We start from the raw sequence: 17,817 nt of genomic DNA, 5'->3' as shown, positions 1-17,817 counted from the left end.
GGCTTGCGACGGCCCGACCGGCTCTTGACAGCCGCCGAGCCGAGCCCCCTAAGATCCATGTCCTTAGATGTCGACTGATAGCGGGAGCAGGGAGCCGGATGCAGGCAATCGACGAACCATGCCCGGGGGACGACCTGGCGTCCCGTGGCGTCAACCGCCGTCGCCTGCTCGGCCTGGTCACTGCGGCGCTCGCCGCCGGCGTCATTCCGGAGGCATGGCTCGCGGAGGCCGCCTACGGCGCTACTCCGAGGTGGAACCGGCCGTTCGACAAGTGGGTGCCCATCACGTCCACGTTCGGACCACGCACGGACCCCATCACCGGCGTGTCCAGGATGCACAACGGAACCGACTACAGCTACTCGGGAATCCTCGGTTATCCCATCCGCTCGATTGCGGCGGGTACGGTGACCGGTGTTTCGTACAGCGCGAGCGGCCTCGGTCACCACGCCGTCATCACCCACGCCGATGGTTGGCGGAGTGTCTACGGGCACATGCGGGAGACTCCCAGGGTCGGGACAGGCACGCAGGTCGCTGCCGGCCAGCACATCGGCAACGTGGGATCCACCGGTCACTCGACCGGCCCGCACCTGCACCTTGAAATATTCCAGCCGAACGGACAGCGAGTTGACCCCGAGTCGGTTCTCAAGGGCGCCCCGTATGCCGGGGCGCCCGGAACTCCACCCGAGATTGTCACCAAGGACGGACTGATGTATCTGATCTGGAGCACCGGCGGTACCGGCTACCTGGTAACCCCCAACCGCGTCATCGGCCTGCGGTCGATGGCCCACTACAACCTGTTCAAGCGGATCATCAACTCCAACCAGGCTGCGGATCAACCCGAGATCTTCAACGCGTTGGAGATCGACCAGATCAACGCTTACCTCAACGGTAACGTGCCGGCCTGATCCGGCCCCCGCAGGTGCCGGCACCGCGGGAACCCGGCGGAGCCGATCGGCGACATGCCTCCACGCACGCCGCCGACCGGCTCGTTCATGCCCGGACGCCTCATCCGGCAGTGATCACCGCATCGGTCGCGAGGTGGTCGCTGCGCCGCCCGATCAGAGCGCGGAGCTGCTCGACTGCCGTGTCGGTGGTCTGCGCCTGGTAGCCGCCGACCGTCGGCAGCACGGCGACGATCTCGTCGAGCGCCTTCTGCGCGCCGTTCTGCGCGTAGATCTTCTGGTACAGCTCGCGATAGGCATCCTCGTACACCGTCTTGAAGGCCGCGCTGGCGAGGAAGCGTTCCTTGAGCTTGTGCCCGCTCATCATCCCCCGCGCCCGGCCCCCCTCACCGTCGCCGCCGTCCGGGAACTGCCCGGCGCCGGGTCGATCCATACCGGCCGGGGGCTGATCGCCGGCCGCACCATCCTGCGGCGACCGGCCACCCATCCGGCCCGCGTCATGCGGCCCCTGGGTGGCCTCACCGGAGAAGGTGAGGTTGTAGTCCCAGCCGATGACGGAAAACTTCTTCGTCTTCAGGTCGTACCACAGGTAGTAGTTCCGGCCCGGCCCGGACATGTCGTCGAAGTTGAGCAGCAGGTTCTGCGCGGCCACGTAACGAGCGAACGACGTCACGTCGACATGATCGGCGAGGTGCGCGTCGAAGTCGGCGTCGCTGCTCTCCTGGACCCATTTGATCAGCTTGATGACTGGCTGTAGATCCTGGCTGCCCTTCAGGGTGATCTGCTTGAAGTCGTCGGCGTAGTCGATGGGATCATCGCCCTGGTCCGTGAACTGACTGGTCGATATGCTCTTGTACAGAACACCGGACTCGCCCAGCGCGTCGGCGAAGGTCTCGTCCGGATGTTCGACCACGAGGCGGGTGGTGGTCGGCCGGTCGTTCACGGTGAAGCTGGAGTATGCGTAACGCTGCGCATCCACCTCGGCGGCCGCGAGCGCCCCCAGCGCGACGGCCTCGTTGAGAACCGTCGTGCCGCCGCCGCCACCCATGCCCGCCACCCGCAACGTCACCTCACGGTGCCCCTGATAGCGGCGTCCGTCGATGAACTCGTCGAAGCGAACCAGCCAGGGCAGGTTCTCCGGTTCCTCCGCCTTGAGGGAGGACCGCCCGAACCCGCCCGGTCCAGCACCACCGGGCTGCGCACCACCAGGCCCGGCCATCTGCCCGCCGCCGGGCAACCCGCCGCGGCCCGCCCCGGCACGCCGGGACTCACCATTGCGGGTCAGGCCGGAGAGTGTCGAGTTGCCCTTGAGCCGGATACCGACGCTGGGGATGGTGGCGCCGTCGATCGTGAGGTCCGCCTCGAGCCAGGTCTTCTCACCGTCGTCCCAGTAGTCGTCCAGGATCTCCTGGTAGTCCTTCTCCCGGTAGGTGAGCGTGATCGTGTGGGCGACCCCGGCGTCGAAGAGGTCGACCGCGCCGGCGATATCCTGCGTGACCTCGTCGGCGGTCTGGTCGCTGCTGCTGACGACCAGCGGCGCGACCCGCACGGTGCTGAACACCACCGCGCAGATGACCACGAACGCGGCACACGTCACGAGCAGCTTCCAGTAGTGCCGCACCCGGATCGGAACCCGGTGCCGCAGTCGCCGTCGAGCCGGCGGGGGCGTCGGTGGGGGCGCGGACGACTCCGGAATCGCAAACCGTGGCATCACAGGTCCGTCTGGTCGTAGCCGGTCAGGACGGTCACCCGCTGGCCACCGGTACGCTCACCGAGGGCGTTGATGAGGTCACCCGGCTCGTGGCCCTTCTTCAACCGGACCGTGTACATGAGCTCGGTCAGCGCGCCGCCCCGGATGGACTCCATGCTGACCAGTTCGAACTCGCTGGTGTGTGCGATGAGCACGTCCTGGACGCTCGCGGTGTAGTTGCCGTCCGGCGGCACCTGGACCTTGACCACCTGCCGCTGGACACTCGATGCGAACCAGTTGAACCGGTACATCACCACGATGATCAGGCTGATCGCCACCGCAGCGACGATCGCGAGCGTGTAGAAGCGGGTACCGGCGGCCATGCCGACGCCCATCACCAGGAAGATGAAGCCGACGTCGCGGGTTTCCTTGATCGCGTTACGGAACCGCACCACGGACAACGCCCCCACCAGCGCGAACGCCCGCGCGATGTTCGACCCCACCACCAGCATGATCAATGCGATCAGCATGCCCAGGATGACCAGTGTCTGGACGTAGGACTGGCTGTAGGAGACGTTTCGGTGGGTGAACCGGTAGACCCAGCCAATCATCGCACTGAGCACGAACGACAGCGACAGCGCGATGGCGATGTCGCCGATGCTGAACGTGCCGGACAGATCCTGAACATCGAACGGCATTGTCACGCCTCACTTCGGTTGGCGGCCGGCACCAGGGCACCGGCGTCGTCGTCGGCAACATGAAAGATCGAGCGAGGCGCACGACCGAACGCCTCGACACTCTGGCAGTACTTGGAAACCCGCACCACGGACATGTTCATCTGGGCGGTCAGGTCGGTGAGCCAGCGAGGAACCCGCTCGTCGGCCTTGAGTTCCACCACGGCCAGCCGGGCCGGGACGATGAGACGGTTCTCGACGTCCGCCCCGAGATGGAAGTCCCGGTCCCGCCCCCGCACCCGGTGGTCGATCGTCACCCGCAGGCCGGAGTCGGCGTCCCGGCCGATGAACGCCTCCCGCTGATAGCCGGTCATCGCCACGGCCCGCAGATCCAGCCGGCAGAGAAGGTCGAGAACCTCATCGAGGAACGCCCCCTGCCCGGGGTCGTGGTCGACCGCCATCCGGCGGTCGCACAGATCCCGGGCGAGCCGGTAGGGCAACTCCACCCGCCGCTTCTGCGTGACCCGGTTGACCCGCTGCTTGATCTCCACGAACACCGGACTGTCGTCGTCGATTCGGAACCGGTCGCCGTAGTTTCGAAGCCGCAGCTTGCGCCGGAACCGTAGTCCCTCGATCTTCTCCCAGTAGAAGCGCAGGTCAGGCGTGTCGTAGTAGACGCTCCACACTCCGTAGCCGCCACCGGCGGCGTAGGCGTCGAGATCGAGCCGGCGAGCGAGGGCCTCGCGTAGCTCCGGCACCACGGCGTACGGCATCACGTACTTGATCTCGTACCGGTTGAAGGCGTGCAGCCTGCTCGGCGCCCGCAACGCGTGACCGGCCTGATCATTCGCGACCCGCAGCGCCGGATGCTCCGGCGGGACCGGCCCCGGCGGGCCGTCCCCGGTGGGATCGGGCGGTACACCTCGTCGTCGAAGGGGGTTTCGCATCTCTCGTCGCCCATCTGCAAACGGCTAGGACGAAAGGGAGGTAATCAGGTCAACCTCAGAGCCGGCTGTGAAGAACATACGAATTCCAGTTGAACGACAGGTGGACGGCACGACGGCGGCCCACCCCGCGCCGGGGTGGGCCGCCGTCGTGCCGGGAGCGGTCAGCGAATACGGCGCCGGCCGTACGCGCCTGCCGCGAGCGCCACGCCGATCGCGGCGAAGGCGACCTGGATGGCCAGTTCGATCCAGTCGATACCGCGGGTGTCGTCGACACCGAGCGCACCGGCGACGAGGGTGCCGAGGATCGCAGCGACCACACCGATGAGCAGGGTCAGCCAGATCGGGATGTTCTGCTTGCCCGGCACCACCAGGCGGCCGAGTGCGCCGATGACCAGACCGATGATGATCGCGGTGAAGAAGCCGGTAACTTCCACGAGAGCCGTCCCTCCGGAGGGGTTGTCGTCGGTTCCTATCCTTGCCCCTCCCCCACAACCGCCGAAACCAGCCACGCCGAGCGGTCCGGACCTCGCCGAGGCGACGCGCTGGCCGCGTGCACTACAGGTGCAGGCCCGTCTGCGACTTCCTTCCCGGCAGCCGATCTGGCAGGTCGAAGTCGGGCAGGGGCACGTCGAGGAACGAGACGACCTCGGCCACCCGGCGCCCCCGCAGCACGAGCAGGTCCAGCCCCGCCGGCAGGTAGGCGGCAGCCGCGTCGTTCCAGAGGTACGTCCCGAACGCGAGCTGCCCGTTGGCACTCGTCGGCAGGAACCGCCACCTCCGCCCGCCCGTCACCTCGGTCAGGAAGCCGCGGAGCTGCTCACGGCCCTCGTACCAGACGGTCAGCGGCGGCATCGAGTACCGCGCGTCCTCCGTCAGCATCGCAACGATCGTCTCGACGTCGCCGGACTCCCACGCGGCGGCGTACCGCCTGGCCACCTCCCGCTGCCCCGCGTCGCCCAGCTCGCCGAGGAGCCGATCCTGCCCTGCACCGGGCCGGCGGCAAGCTGCTGGAACTACCTTGAGGTCACCGATCCGTCCCCCCTGCAACCAGAGCAACGCGACTGGTTGCGTAACCATCTTCAGGAATTCCACAACGTCCTGCGGGCACCGAACTTCGCCGACCCGGTCACCGGCTACCGGGCGTACATCGACGTGCCCTCCTTCATAGACCAGCTCATCATCAACGAGCTGAGCCGGGAGATGGACTCGTACATCCGCAGCGCGTACTTCTACAAGGACCGCGACACCAAGATCTCCGCTGGCCCGCTCTGGGACTACAACCTCACCTTCGGTGTGGGCGGCTTTTTCCAGAACGACCAGACATCCGGCTGGCAGTACCAGCAGATCCGCCAACCGGTGGCCAACGACTGGTACACGCAGCTGATGCGTGACCCGGCCTTCGTCAACGAGGTGCGGCTGCGCTGGCAGACGCTGCGCCGTGGCCCACTGTCCGACGCATCGTTGCAGTCCCGAATCAACGCCCTCACCGGTCCGCTGACCAACGGGGCACAGCGCAACTTCCAGCGCTGGCCCAACCTGAGCACCCGGATGATCGGGCCCTTCGTCACGCCGACTTCACCGACTTGGCAGGGGCAGGTCCAGTTCATGCGGGACTGGATGCTGCGCCGCGCTGCCTGGCTCGACTCGACCACCGGTTGGGGCGGGTCGACCACGCCCCCGCCGACCACCCCACCGCCGACTGGCGGAGGCGGCTGTGCCGCCACATACACGGTGACCAGCCAGTGGTCGGGCGGCTTCCAGGGCGAGGTGCGGGTCACCGCGGGCGGCACGGCGATCAACGGCTGGACCGTGACCTGGACCTACCCCGCGGGGCAGACGGTCACCCAGGCGTGGAATGCGACAGTCACCAATCAGGGATCCGCGGTGACCGCCCGCAACGTCAGCTACAACGGCAGCCTCGCCCCAGGCGCCAGCACCACCTTCGGTTTCCTCGGCTCCACCACCAGTACACCCACCACACCGACACCTACCTGCACCGCGAGCTGATTCAGCCGCGCAGTGGCCACCGCGCGCCACACTACGCTCGCGCTCAGGGCTCGGCGCAAGGCGCTAGATGTAATGCCCATGAGGGTTGTTGACGGCGTGGCGGCTTGAGACGAGGCGAGACCTCCGGCGAGGTGTGAGGTGCTGACGCCCACACGGAACCGGAGGTCTCCATGGCCCACCGTAATGCCCGGCTGACCATCCACGGCCGGCGGCTGCTCATCACGCGTGTCGTTGACCAGGGTCGGCCGGTGGCCCACGTCGTGAAGGAACTGGGCTGTTCTCGGGCCACCGGCTACAAGTGGCTACAGCGGTGGCGGGCCGAGGGCGACGCTGGTCTGCGGGATCGATCCAGCCGGGCTCACCACCAGCCACACAAGACGCCCGCCCAGCTGGAGGCGCGGGTCTGCCAACTGCGCCAGGAACGCAAACTCGGAGCTCGCCGGCTCGGACCGTTGCTCGGGATGCCGGCCTCGACGGTGCACGCCGTTCTGACGCGGCACGGTCTACACCACCTGGCCTGGCTCGACCGGCCCACCGGTCAGCTCATCCGCCGCTACGAGCGCGACCGGCCCGGCGAGCTGATCCACGTCGACGTCAAGAAACTCGGCCGGGTTCGCGACGGCGGCGGCTGGCGCATCTTGGGCCGCGACAGCCTGGAACACCGCCGTGCCCGCACCGCCGGCCGTGTCGGCTTCGACTACGTGCACTGCGCCATCGACGACCACACCCGTCTCGCCTACGCCGAGATCCACCCCGACGAGAAAACCGACACCTGTGCCGGCTTCCTCCGCCGCGCCGCCGAGCACTTCGCCACCCACGGAATCACCCGCGTCGAACGCGTCATGACCGACAACGCATTGGCCTACCACCGCGGCCGAGCCTGGCACCAGGCCCTGACCGACCTCGGTGCCACCGCCCGCTTCACCCGCCGCTACCGACCACAGACCAACGGCAAAGCCGAACGCTTCAACCGCACCCTGTGCGACGAATGGGCCTACGCCCAACCCTTCACCAACAACCAGCAACGCGCTGACGCTCTACCCGCCTGGCTGCACACCTACAACCACCACCGCAACCACACCTCGCTCCGCGGCAAACCACCCATCAGCCGCGTCAACAACGCTGCTGGGCATTACAGCTAGAGCGGCACGCACGGTAACGGGTTGCGGCCAGCGATCGCAGGAGTGCGTTCGCGGCTGGGTGATCATCGGTGGGTCAAAGGATGTGATTCTCAGGATCGCCGCTCGAGGCTGCCGGCCCGGCGCAACAAATACGTGTCCATGACCCAGCCGCGGCTTTGTTTCGCCGCCGTCCGCCGGGACCAGATCCGGTCGGCGACCTCGTCAAGGTTGCCGGCCACCAGTTGCTCGTCGGACGAGCCGAGGTTCGCGCCCCACCAGATCTGCCAGGCCGACAGTCCGGGGAGCTGGCGACAGGTCAATGCCCCGTCGAGCAGGACGACGAGGTTGTCGTGTGTCGCCGCGTCGTGGAGCAGGCGGCGACCGGTCGTGATGGTGATCGGGCCACCGATTGTGTTGAGGACGAGCCGGTGGTGTGCCGCCAGCAGTTGGATGCTGCTGAGGCCGGGTACGACGTCCACGGTGATGTCGACCCGCGCGCGTTCGGCGATGCGGTCGGCCACACGGATCGCCGAGTCGTACAGGGCCGGATCACCCCAGACGAGCACTGCGGCGTCTCCCGGGTTGTCCAGCAATGCCTGCTCGAACGCCTGGGCCCGTGCCTCGTGCCAGTCGCGTACCGCGCCGGTGTAGTCGGCCGGGTCGGCACGGTCGCGTTCCGGGTCGGGTACGTGCACGAGCCGCCAGGCGCCGGTGACGTGCCGGGCGCAGATCGCCTCTCGCATCGCGATGAGGTCGGCCGTGCCCGGGTGCTGTCCGGTCTTGTCGGCGACAAGGAAGTAGTCGGCCTCGTTGAGTGCCCGGACGGCCTGGGCCGTGACCAGTTCGGGGTCGCCCGGGCCGAGGCCGACCAGGGTGAGGCGCCGTGTCACGCCTGATCCTCCAGGTCTCCCTCGACCTCGAGGTACACGCGGGCCATCTCCGCCATGACCTCGGCGTCCGGTTCGGCCCACAGTCCACGGTCGGCGGCCTCGTTCAGCCGTTCCACGATGCCGCGCAGTGCCCAGGGGTTCGCGCGGCGCATGAACTGCTGGTTCGTCTCGTCGAGGACGTATTCGCGGGCCAGCGACTCGTACATCCAGTCGTGGACGACACCGGCGGTGGCGTCGAAGCCGTAGAGGTAGTCCACGGTGGCGGCGAGCTCGAACGCTCCCTTGTAGCCGTGGCGCTGCATCGCCGCGATCCAGCGCGGGTTGACCACCCGCGAGCGGAAGACGCGGTTGGTCTCTTCCTGCAGGCTGCGGGTGCGTACGGCGTCCGGCGTGGTGGAGTCACCGACGTACGCCCTGGGTTCGGCGCCGGTCAGCGCGCGGACCGTGGCGATCATGCCGCCGTGGTATTGGAAGTAGTCGTCGGAGTCGGCGATGTCGTGCTCGCGGGAGTCGATGTTCTTCGCGGCGACGGCGATGCGCCGGTAGTTGGTTCGCATGTCGTCGGTTGCCGCGGTTCCGTCGAGGCCGCGGCCGTAGGCGAAGCCGCCCCAGGCGGTGTAGACGGCGGCCAGGTCGGCGTCGTCGCGCCAGGTGCCGGACTCGACGACCTGGAGGATGCCGGCGCCGTACGATCCGGGCTTCGAACCGAAGATCCGCGTGGTGGCCCGCCGCTGGTCGCCGTGCTCGGCGAGGTCGTGGCGGGTGTGTGCCCGCACGTAGTTGCGCTCATCGGGTTCGTCGAGCCCGGCGACGAGCTGCACGGCGTCGTCGAGGAGTTCGATGACGTGTGGGAAGGCGTCGCGGAAGAATCCCGAGATGCGCACGGTAACGTCGATGCGGGGCCGGCCGAGTTCGTCGAGGCCGATCACCTCCAGGCCGTTGACCCGGCGTGAGGCCGTGTCCCAGATGGGGCGTACGCCCAGCAGCGCCAGCACCTCGGCGATGTCATCGCCGGAGGTGCGCATCGCGGAGGTGCCCCACACGGAGAGGCCGACCGATCGGGGATGCTCGCCGGTTTCGGCGAGGTGCCGGGCGACGAGGGACTCGGCCATCGCCTGTCCCGTTTCCCAGGCCAGACGGGACGGAACGGCCCGCGGGTCGACGGTGTAGAAGTTACGGCCGGTCGGCAGGACGTTGACCAGTCCGCGCAGCGGGGAGCCGGAGGGCCCGGCCGGGACGAAACCGCCGTCGAGCGCGTGCAGGACGTTGGTCAGTTCGTCGGTGGTGGCGGCCAGCCGCGGCACGACCTGCTCGGCGGCGAAGCGCAGGACGTCGCGTACCACCGGGTCGTCGTGCAGCGCGTCGATCGCGTCAGCCTGCCAGCTGGCCTTCTCCATCGCCTCGATCAGGGCACGGGCCTGCGCTTCCACGGCGTCGACGTCGGCCGCCGGGGCGTCCTCGGCAAGACCCAGCGCGGCGCGCAGGCCGGGCAGTGCCCGGTTCTGTCCGCCCCAGACCTGTGTCGCGCGGAGCACGGCGAGCACCAGGTTGACGCGTGCCTGTCCGGTCGGCGCCTGGCCGAGCACGTGCAATCCGTCGCGGATCTGTACGTCCTTGATCTCGCACAGCCAGCCGTCGACGTGCAGCAGGAAGTCGTCGAACTCCTCGTCGCCGGGCCGTTCGTCCAGGCCGAGGTCGCGATGCATTTGTGCGGACTGCATCAGCGTCCAGATCTGCTGGCGGACCGCGGGCAGCTTTGCCGGGTCCATCGCGGCGATGTTGGCGTGCTCGTCGAGCAGTTGCTCCAGCTTGGCGATGTCGCCGTAGCTTTCGGCGCGTGCCATCGGCGGCACCAGGTGGTCGACGATGGTGGCGTGCGCGCGGCGCTTGGCTTGGGCACCCTCGCCAGGATCGTTGACCAGGAACGGATAGATCAACGGCATGCTGCCGATTGCCGCGTCCGTGGCGCAGGCGGCTGAGAGCGCGGCGTTCTTCCCCGGCAGCCACTCCATCGAGCCGTGTTTGCCGAGGTGCACCACCGCGTCGGCGCCGAAGCCGTGTTCGAGCCAGCGGTACGCGGCCAGGTAGTGGTGCGACGGAGGCATGGCCGGGTCGTGGTAGATCGCGACCGGGTTCTCGCCGAAGCCACGCGGGGGCTGGATGAGGATGACGACGTTACCGGCGCGCAGGGTGGCCAGCACGATGTCGCCGTCGTCGTCGACGAAAAGCGAGCCGGGAGCCTCGCCCCAGGTCTCGGCCATGGCGTCGCGCAGCGCGGCGGGCAATCCGGCAGTCCAGCGCCGGTAGTCGTCCCGGCTGATACGCACGTGCGACTCGCTGAGCTGAGCCTGCGTGAGCCACTCCTCGTCCTGCCCACCGGCGGCGATCAAAGCGTGGATGAGCGCGTTGCCGGCCGTCGTGTCGGCATCCTCTCCCTCGACCGGGAGCAGCGGGTCGAGCCCGGGAATTGCGCCGGGTGCGCCGAGGTCGTAGCCGGCATCTCGCATCGCGCGCAGCAATCGGATCGCCGACACGGGCGTATCGAGGCCGACGGCGTTGCCGATGCGGCTGTGCTTGGTCGGGTAGGCCGACAGGACGAGGGCCACCTTGCGCTCGGCGGGCGGGACATACCGCAGTCGGGCGTGGTTGACGGCGATGCCCGCGACGCGGGTGCATCGCTCAGGGTCGGTCACGTAGCGGGGCAGGCCGTCGGCGTCGACCTCCTTGAATGAGAACGGGACGGTGATGAGGCGGCCGTCGAACTCGGGGATGGCGATCTGGGTCGCGGAGTCGAGCGGGGTGACGCCTTCGTCGGACGCCTCCCACTCGGCTCTGCCGGACGTGAGCGCCAGAGCCTGCAGCACGGGGATGTCGAGGGCGCGCAGCCGTTCGACGTCCCAGGACTCGTCGTCGCCGCCGGCGCTCGCGGTGGCGGGCCGGGCGCCGCCGGCGGCCAGGACCGTGACGACGATCGCGTCCAGGGTGGCGAGTTCGGCGTACAACTCCTCGGGCGCCGCCCGCAGTGACGAGACGTAGATCGGTACGCCGGCGGCCACGCCGGTGGTGTCGATGGCATCGGCGAGTTCGTGGGCGAACGCGTTGTTGCCGCTCACCTCGTGGGCCCGGTAGTACAGGACTCCGACGCGGGGCCGGGCGTCCGGGGCCGGCTGCCGGCTGACTCCCCACTCGGGCAGCACGGCCGGCGGTTCGAAGCCTTCGCCGGTCAGCAGCACGGTGTCGGACAGGAAGGCGTGCAGTTGGCGCAGGTTCTCCGCGCCGCCCTCGGCGAGGTAGCGGTGCGCCTCGGCGCAGACGCCGATCGGGACGGTCGACAGCCCCATCAACGCGGCGTTCGGCGTCCGTTCCCCACCGAGCACGACCAGGGGACGGCCGGTGCCGCGGATCAGCGCGGCGAGGTCGCGTACGTCCTCGGGCGAGCCGAGCACCCGCAGAACGACCACGTCGGCCTCGGTGGTCAGGGTGTCGCGGCGCTCGCCGGTGAGCCGGGCAGGGTTGGCCCAGGACCAGTCCGCGTTGCTGGCCCGCGCCGAGAGCAGGTCGGTGTCCGAGGTGGACAGCAGGGCGATGCGTGTCATGTTTCTCCTTCGGTGACACGGGAGCCGAGGCGCAGGTCGCCGACCGGACGGCCGGCGCGTAGGTGCTCGCCGACGAGGCGTGCCGCGTCGCCGGGTCGCACCGGCCCGTACCAGGTGCCGTCGGGGTGCACGACGGCGACTGGTCCGTGGTTGCACGGGAACAGGCAGCCGGTCTGGGCCATGAGGACGTCGGCGTCGGTGAGCTGCTGCTCGACGAGCGCGCCCACGATCGCGCGATAGGTCTCGTCCGCGCCGCGGGCACTGCAGCGCGGGCCGCGGCACAGCAGTAGATGATGGCGGTACGGCGGCAGGGTGTCCCAGGCCGGTGAGGTGAGTGGCGCCTCGTGCCCGGTGATCGCGCGCTCGCCGAACCGGATGACCGGCGGGTCGATCTGCTGACGGTGCCAGTGGCCGGCCACGCGTCCCACCCACGAACGGGCGAAAGTCAGGTCGTCGGTGCTCACCGGTTCCAGGCGAACCTCCCGGGCGCCCTCGGCGTGCAGCAGGTCGAGCACATGGGTCAGCGTCGGCTCGCCGGCTTGCAGGAAGGCCAGTCGGGCGCCGGCTGCCTCGGCCTGCCCGCGTAGCACCGGCGACGCGGCGTCCGTCAGTGCGGTCGCGACGTGAACGAGGACGCTCACGGGGTCAGGAGCCGGTGATCCGGTGCGATCGGGACACGGGGTCTTCTTTCGTCCGGGGCCTGTGCGCGAGGCCTGGATGGGCACGTGTCGCAGACGGATCTGCGGCCAGCAGGTCTTCGGACTCGGGATCAACCGGACGGGGCGCCTTCCCAGACCGTGGGTCCAGTGGCGTCGTGCCCCGCCCGTCACCCTCACCGCTGCGCGTCAGTCCCGGATTCGCACCGGGTTCCCTGGCTCATGGCTGAGTTTGACTGGCATCACGACGGTAGCACCGACAGCCGGTGTCGCCGGGGACGGGCTCTGGCACCATGTCGCCGTGACCGAGAGGACCCGCCGCGACCTGTGTCCCGGCCTGCTGCGCCCATGGATCGCCGACGACGGCGCGCTCGTGCGGGTGCGCGTCCCCGGCGGGATCGTGCCGACTGCGGCGCTGTGCGCACTCGTGGAGGTGGCCCGTGCGCACGGCGACGGCGCGGTCCACCTGACCAGCCGCGCCAACCTGCAGGTGCGCGGTCTCGAGCACGACGGTGGGCGGCTGCCCGAGACCGTCGTCGCCGACGTCATCGCGACCGGGCTCGTACCGTCCACGTCGCACGAGCTGGTCCGCAACATCCTCGCCTCACCGCTGACCGGACGCAGTGGCGGCCGGGCCGATCTACACCCGGTCGTCGCCGGACTCGACGCACGGCTGCGCGCCGAGCCCCGGCTCACCGCGCTGACCGGACGGTTCCTGTTCGTGCTTGACGACGGCCGCGGTGATCTGGTCAGCCGTGACTTGGACCTGGGGTTGGTGGCGCTCGACTCGGACACCGCGCAGCTACGCGCCGGAACCTCGGCGTGGGGGCCAGTCATCCGGCTGGACGAGGCCGCCGCGGCGCTGACCGGGCTCGCCGTACGCTTCGCCGGGCTCGCGGGTGACCGGCCGGACTCACCCTGGCACGTCGACGAGCTGCCCGGCGCCGGCGCCGCGCTGCTGGGCACCGTACTCGACCGTGCCGAGCGGACCCGGGTGAGCACACCTCCACCCGCGCTGGGCAGGATCGTTCAGGATGACGGCCGCGTCACCGCGCACCTCGCGGCTTCCGGCGGCCGAGTGGACGCTCCCCTGCTGGAGGAGATCCGCGCGCTCGGCGCCGGCGAGATCGTCGTCACCCCGTACCGCACCCTGCTCGTCCCCGATCTGGAGAACGCATGAGTCTCACCACACCGGCACGCCGCTACGACTACGTCACCGACGGCGCGGCGATCTACGACGCCTCGTTCGCCACCATCCGTGCCGAGGCCGATCTTTCGGGTGTGCCGGCCGACGCCGAGAAGGTCGCGGTGCGGATGATCCACGCATGCGGCCAGACCGACCTCACCCGCAACCTGGTGATCCACCCCGGCCTGGTGGCCGCCGCCCGCGGGGCGCTGGAGGCGGGGGCGCCGATCCTGACCGACGCGCACATGGTCGCCGCCGGCGTTACCCGCGCCCGCCTGCCCCGTGACAACGAGGTCCGCTGCTTTCTGCACGAACCCGAGGTCCCGGCGCTTGCCCACCGGTGGGCAACGACCCGGTCGGCGGCGGCGGTGTCGCTGTGGACCGACCACCTCGCCGGCGCGGTCGTCGCCTTCGGCAACGCCCCCACGGCCCTGTTCCACCTGCTGGAGATGCTGCGCGACGGCGCGCCACGACCAGCTGCGATCATCGGTACGCCGGTGGGATTCATCGGCGCCGCCGAGTCCAAGCAGGCGCTCATCGACCTCGCCACCGACGCCCCCGGCCTCGACGTGCCCTATCTCGTGGTGACCGGGCGCCGGGGCGGCTCGGCGATGGCCGCCTCCGCGCTCAACGCCCTCGCCCGGGAGGCGGAGTGACCGGGCGGCTGTCCGGCGTCGGGGTCGGCCCGGGTGATCCCGAACTGATCACGCTCAAAGCCGCCCGGCTGATCGGCGCGGCCCAGGTCATCGCCTACCACCAGGGTGTCGGCAAACAGTCCAACGCGCGCCGCATCGCTGCCGGGCTGTTCCCGGACGACGTGATCGAGGAGGCGCTGGTCTATCCGGTGACGACCCAGAGCACCGAGCACCCGGGCGGGTACGCCGGGGCGATGGCCGACTTCTACGCCGAAGCCGCCGAGCGGCTGCGGGCCCACCTTCGTGCGGGCCGCGACGTGGTCGTGCTGGCCGAGGGCGACCCGATGCTCTACGGCTCGTTCATGTACCTGCACGACCGGCTCGCCGGCGAGTTCGACACGCAGGTCGTCGCCGGTGTGCCCGCCTTCGCCGCCGCCACCGCCACCACCGCCCTGCCGCTGGTCCGGCAGACCGACGTGCTGACCGTGCTGCCGGGAACGTTGCCCGAGCCCGAGCTGGCCCGGCGTCTCGCCGACACCGACGGGGCGGTGATCATGAAGCTGGGCCGGACGTTCACCAAGGTCCGCTCGGCGCTCGAGCAGGCCGGGCGCGTCGAGGGCTCCTGGTACGTCGAACGGGCGTCGATGACCGCCGAGCGGGTACTGCCTGTCGCCGACGTGGACCCCGCCACGGTGCCGTACTTCTCGATCGTGCTGGTCCCCGGCGACACCCGGCCCGGAGTGGCCCGTTACGACCTCCCGGCCACCAGGGTCACCGAACCTTATCCCGGCGCCGAGGTCGTCGTCGTGGGCCTCGGCCCCGGTCCCGATCGGTGGCTCTCCCCCGAGGCGTCGCAGGTGCTCGCCGAGGCCGGCCACGTCGTCGGCTACGGCCCGTACGTCCAGCGCGTCGCGCAACGCCCCGGACTCGTCCGCCACGCCTCCGGCAACACGGTCGAGCTCGAGCGGGCCCGGCAGGCGCTCGAACTGGCGCTCGCCGGTGAGCGCGTCGCGGTCGTCTCCGGCGGTGACGCGGGCGTCTTCGGCATGGCGTCGGCGGTGTTCGAGGCCGCGGAGGACCCCCGCTACGCCGGCGTCGCCATCCGTGTCGTACCCGGGATCTCCGCCGTCCAGGCGGTCGCGGCGCGCGCGGGCGCGCCGATCGGGGCCGATTTCGCGGTGATGAGCCTGTCGGACCGGCTCAAGCCGTGGGAGGTCGTGGTCAAGCGGCTGCGCGCTGTCGCCGAGGCGGATTTGGTGCTGGCCCTCTACAACCCGCGCTCACGCTCACGCACCGAACAGGTCGCGCAGGCCCGGGCCGTGCTGCTGGAGCACAAGTCCCCCCGGACGGTCGTGGTCGTGGGCCGCGACATCGGCCGGGCCGGGGAGAGTCTCACCGTCACCTCGCTCGGCGAACTGGACCCCGGCAGCATCGACATGAAATGCCTGTTGATCATCGGCGCCTCGGCGACGCGAGTCACCGCGGCCGGACGTGTCTGGAGCCCGCGCTTCGTGCCCTGATCAGCCGCGCACGCGGCGCTCGCGACCGGCCGAGTAGAGGAACGACTCGCCGCCACGGACGTCCCCGGCCAGCGCCGGGCCGACCAGGATGACCGCTGCCTGTCGCAGACCGGCCTGCTCGACCCGGCCGCCGATGTCGGCCAGCGTGCCGCGCAGGATGAGCTCCTGCGGCTGCGACACCCGGTGCACCACGACTATGGGGCAGTCGTGGCCGTAGTAGCCGGCCAGTTCGGCGGCCAGCTCGCGGGTACGCGTGACCGCCAGGTGCAGGGCGAGCGTCGCGCCGGTCGCGGCGAACGCGGCGAGCTTCTCTCCCGACGGCATGACCGTGGACCGGGCCTGCGCGCGGGTGAGCACGACCGACTGGGCCAGCTCCGGGACGGTCAGCTCGGCGCCGACGGCGGCGGCAGCAGCCGCATAGGCCGGCACGCCGGGCGTGACGTCCCACGGGACCCGGGCGGCGTCGAGCCGGCGTGCCTGCTCGTGCACCGCCGAGTACAGCGACGGGTCACCGGAGCACAGCCGTACGACCTCGGACCCGTCGGCGTGTGCCTGGACCAGGTGCGTGGTGATCTGGTCCAGGTCGAGGTGCTGGGTGTCGATCAGCCGGGCGTCGTCACGGCAGTGCTCCAGCACCTCGGCGTCGAGGTACGTGCCCGGGTACAGGCACACGTCGGCGGACTCGAGCAGGCGTACCGCGCGGAGGGTGAGCAGGTCGGCGGCGCCGGGCCCGGCCCCGACGAAATGGACGGTCATGAATCTCCCTTGACGATGGACCACTGGCTGACTGCCCGTGCGGGCGTCCAGCCGGTGAAGCCGCCGAGCGGTTCGGCGCGTTCGACGTGCAGGCGGACGAGTTCACCGCCGCGCCGGCTGTGCTGCTTCAGCAGCACCGCCTCGGTCTCGGCGGTGACACCGTGCACGACGAGCCGTCCACCGGCGCCGAGCGCATCCCAGCAGGTGTCCAGCACGCCGGGGACGGTGGCCCCGCCGCCGACGAACACCGCGTCGGGACGGTCCAGGCCGGACAGGGCCCCGGGCGCCGAACCCTCGACCAGACACAGACCCGGCACGCCGAGGGCAGCGGCGTTGCGGTGCACCAGCGCGGCCCGGTCGGAGCGGGGCTCCACCGCGATCGTCCGTGCCGTCGGCCAGGCCCGCATCCACTCCACACCGATCGAGCCGCTGCCGGCGCCGATGTCCCACAGCAGCTGACCGGGCGCGGGCGCGAGCCGGGCCAGGGCACTGGCCCGCAGGTCACGTTTGGTGATCTGCCCGCCGTGCTCGAACGCGTCGTCGGGCAACACGCCGCCCGAGGCCCAGCCCGGACCGGCACCGCGAGCTTCGACAGCGAGAACGTTCAACCGCGGCACGTCGTTCAGGTCCCACCCGGCCGCGGTGGTCGCGGTACACGACTCACCGGCGGCACCGAGGTCACCGAGCACGACCAGCCTGGACTGCCCCCAACCGAGCCCGGTCAGCACCGCGGCCACGGCCGCGGGTGTCGTCTCGTCGCTGGACAGCACGAGCAGCCGGCGCCCGGCCGAGAGCGCAGGCACGATCAGCCGTAGGTCCCGGCCGACCAGGCTGACCGTGGTGACGGACTCGGCCGGCCATCCGAGACGTGCTCGGGCGAGGGCTACCGAGGAGACCCCGGGCACGATCGTCACGCGCTCCGGGCCCAGGACGTCCAGCAGCGTCGTGCCGATACCCGACACGAGCGGGTCGCCGGAGGCCAGCACGACAACCGGCCCTCGCGCGGAGGCGAGCACACCTGGCAGATTGTCCCGCAGCGGCGACGGCCACGCCACGCGCTGCTGGCCGTCGACGGGCGGCACCGCCTCGAGGTGCCGCCGCCCGCCGAGCAGCGTCGCGGCCGCCCGCACCAGCGCCCGGGACGGCTCCGGCAGACCCACCCACCCGTCAGCCCCGATCCCCACCACGGTCACCCGCTCCTCCATGGAGATGCACCCTAGCCGCCCACCGGCCCTTG

Annotated in this window: 14 protein-coding genes, 3 pseudogenes and 1 riboswitch; of the genes and pseudogenes, 7 read left to right on the top strand and 10 right to left on the bottom strand. The window is 70.2% G+C overall.

Going from position 1 to position 17,817, the window contains the following annotated elements; all coding sequences use genetic code 11:
- Positions 1-98 precede the first annotated feature (98 nt).
- Entirely contained in the window at positions 99-905 is an 807-nt protein-coding gene (locus ML5_RS31255; protein WP_030502021.1) for a M23 family metallopeptidase, read from the top strand.
- Between the two features lie 100 nt (positions 906-1,005).
- Here ML5_RS31255 and ML5_RS21545 read toward each other — a convergent pair whose 3' ends face one another.
- The 5 genes and pseudogenes from ML5_RS21545 to ML5_RS21525 all read right to left on the bottom strand — a co-directional run.
- Positions 1,006-2,523: a CotH kinase family protein gene (locus ML5_RS21545; protein ID WP_236619255.1), complete on the bottom strand. Its 1,518-nt coding sequence runs from the start codon at positions 2,521-2,523 to the stop codon at positions 1,006-1,008.
- Between the two features lie 89 nt (positions 2,524-2,612).
- Positions 2,613-3,290: a DUF4956 domain-containing protein gene (locus ML5_RS21540; protein ID WP_013476149.1), complete on the bottom strand. Its 678-nt coding sequence runs from the start codon at positions 3,288-3,290 to the stop codon at positions 2,613-2,615.
- A 2-nt stretch (positions 3,291-3,292) separates the two neighbouring features.
- The gene (locus ML5_RS21535) at positions 3,293-4,213 is read right to left on the bottom strand and encodes a polyphosphate polymerase domain-containing protein (RefSeq protein WP_013476148.1); all 921 of its coding nucleotides are present in this window, start codon (positions 4,211-4,213) and stop codon (positions 3,293-3,295) included.
- A gap of 161 nt (positions 4,214-4,374) precedes the next feature.
- A complete protein-coding gene (locus tag ML5_RS21530) occupies positions 4,375-4,647 on the bottom strand; it encodes a GlsB/YeaQ/YmgE family stress response membrane protein (protein ID WP_013476147.1) in 273 nt (90 codons plus the stop codon).
- 121 nt (positions 4,648-4,768) lie between these two features.
- Positions 4,769-5,233 (bottom strand): annotated as a pseudogene (locus tag ML5_RS21525) (nuclear transport factor 2 family protein); the annotation flags it as partial.
- Positions 5,234-5,278: 45 nt separating this feature from the next.
- Here ML5_RS21525 and ML5_RS32935 point away from each other — a divergent pair.
- The 3 genes and pseudogenes from ML5_RS32935 to ML5_RS21515 all read left to right on the top strand — a co-directional run.
- Positions 5,279-5,842, top strand: a pseudogene (locus ML5_RS32935) (CotH kinase family protein); the annotation flags it as partial.
- A gap of 39 nt (positions 5,843-5,881) precedes the next feature.
- Positions 5,882-6,220: pseudogene (locus ML5_RS32930) on the top strand (cellulose binding domain-containing protein); the annotation flags it as partial.
- 170 nt (positions 6,221-6,390) lie between these two features.
- Positions 6,391-7,362 carry an IS481 family transposase gene (locus ML5_RS21515; protein ID WP_013476146.1) on the top strand — a complete coding sequence of 324 codons (972 nt, stop codon included), beginning with the start codon at positions 6,391-6,393 and terminating at the stop codon, positions 7,360-7,362.
- 89 nt (positions 7,363-7,451) lie between these two features.
- Here the strand turns inward: ML5_RS21515 and cobF are convergent, their stop codons facing one another.
- From cobF to ML5_RS21500, 3 genes are read right to left on the bottom strand one after another with little or no spacing between them, the layout of a single operon-like run.
- Positions 7,452-8,231, bottom strand: a complete 780-nt coding sequence (gene cobF / locus ML5_RS21510) for a precorrin-6A synthase (deacetylating) (RefSeq protein ID WP_013476145.1) — start codon at positions 8,229-8,231, stop codon at positions 7,452-7,454.
- On the bottom strand, positions 8,228-11,827 hold the full coding sequence (cobN, locus tag ML5_RS21505; RefSeq protein WP_013476144.1) for a cobaltochelatase subunit CobN: 3,600 nt from the start codon (positions 11,825-11,827) through the stop codon (positions 8,228-8,230). The genes cobF and cobN overlap by 4 nt, the downstream gene beginning before the upstream one ends.
- On the bottom strand, positions 11,824-12,468 hold the full coding sequence (locus ML5_RS21500; RefSeq protein ID WP_013476143.1) for a ferredoxin: 645 nt from the start codon (positions 12,466-12,468) through the stop codon (positions 11,824-11,826). The genes cobN and ML5_RS21500 overlap by 4 nt, the downstream gene beginning before the upstream one ends.
- Positions 12,469-12,557: 89 nt before the next feature.
- Positions 12,558-12,739: riboswitch (cobalamin riboswitch) on the bottom strand.
- A 45-nt stretch (positions 12,740-12,784) separates the two neighbouring features.
- Here ML5_RS21500 and ML5_RS21495 point away from each other — a divergent pair.
- The 3 genes from ML5_RS21495 to ML5_RS21485 are packed head-to-tail and all read left to right on the top strand — an operon-like array spanning position 12,785 to position 15,824.
- Positions 12,785-13,663 carry a sulfite reductase subunit beta gene (locus ML5_RS21495; RefSeq protein ID WP_030275071.1) on the top strand — a complete coding sequence of 293 codons (879 nt, stop codon included), beginning with the start codon at positions 12,785-12,787 and terminating at the stop codon, positions 13,661-13,663.
- Positions 13,660-14,325 carry a precorrin-8X methylmutase gene (locus tag ML5_RS21490; protein ID WP_013476141.1) on the top strand — a complete coding sequence of 222 codons (666 nt, stop codon included), beginning with the start codon at positions 13,660-13,662 and terminating at the stop codon, positions 14,323-14,325. The genes ML5_RS21495 and ML5_RS21490 overlap by 4 nt, the downstream gene beginning before the upstream one ends.
- Positions 14,322-15,824 carry a precorrin-2 C(20)-methyltransferase gene (locus ML5_RS21485; RefSeq protein ID WP_013476140.1) on the top strand — a complete coding sequence of 501 codons (1,503 nt, stop codon included), beginning with the start codon at positions 14,322-14,324 and terminating at the stop codon, positions 15,822-15,824. The genes ML5_RS21490 and ML5_RS21485 overlap by 4 nt, the downstream gene beginning before the upstream one ends.
- On the opposite strand, the gene ML5_RS21480 is transcribed toward ML5_RS21485, so the two are convergent.
- Positions 15,825-16,580 (bottom strand): cobalt-precorrin-4/precorrin-4 C(11)-methyltransferase, encoded by a 756-nt coding sequence (locus ML5_RS21480; protein WP_013476139.1) that lies wholly within the window; start codon positions 16,578-16,580, stop codon positions 15,825-15,827.
- Entirely contained in the window at positions 16,577-17,785 is a 1,209-nt protein-coding gene (locus ML5_RS21475) for a bifunctional cobalt-precorrin-7 (C(5))-methyltransferase/cobalt-precorrin-6B (C(15))-methyltransferase (RefSeq protein ID WP_013476138.1), read from the bottom strand. Before ML5_RS21475 ends, ML5_RS21480 begins: the two co-directional genes overlap by 4 nt.
- Between the last annotated feature and the right edge of the window lie 32 nt (positions 17,786-17,817).

The organism is Micromonospora sp. L5 (assembly GCF_000177655.2).
GTDB lineage: Bacteria > Actinomycetota > Actinomycetes > Mycobacteriales > Micromonosporaceae > Micromonospora > Micromonospora aurantiaca.
This window is presented reverse-complemented; position numbering and strand designations above follow the sequence as displayed.

What these genes read in the sequence shown, in the direction of transcription:
- ML5_RS21480 (WP_013476139.1), bottom strand. Translation starts at nt 16,580, where the DNA reads ATGACCGTCCATTTCGTCGGGGCCGGGCCCGGCGCCGCCGACCTGCTC.
- ML5_RS21535 (WP_013476148.1), bottom strand. Translation starts at nt 4,213, where the DNA reads ATGCGAAACCCCCTTCGACGACGAGGTGTACCGCCCGATCCCACCGGG.
- ML5_RS21490 (WP_013476141.1), top strand. Translation starts at nt 13,660, where the DNA reads ATGAGTCTCACCACACCGGCACGCCGCTACGACTACGTCACCGACGGC.
- ML5_RS21540 (WP_013476149.1), bottom strand. Translation starts at nt 3,290, where the DNA reads ATGCCGTTCGATGTTCAGGATCTGTCCGGCACGTTCAGCATCGGCGAC.
- cobN (WP_013476144.1), bottom strand. Translation starts at nt 11,827, where the DNA reads ATGACACGCATCGCCCTGCTGTCCACCTCGGACACCGACCTGCTCTCG.
- ML5_RS21515 (WP_013476146.1), top strand. Translation starts at nt 6,391, where the DNA reads ATGGCCCACCGTAATGCCCGGCTGACCATCCACGGCCGGCGGCTGCTC.
- ML5_RS21475 (WP_013476138.1), bottom strand. Translation starts at nt 17,785, where the DNA reads ATGGAGGAGCGGGTGACCGTGGTGGGGATCGGGGCTGACGGGTGGGTG.
- ML5_RS31255 (WP_030502021.1), top strand. Translation starts at nt 99, where the DNA reads ATGCAGGCAATCGACGAACCATGCCCGGGGGACGACCTGGCGTCCCGT.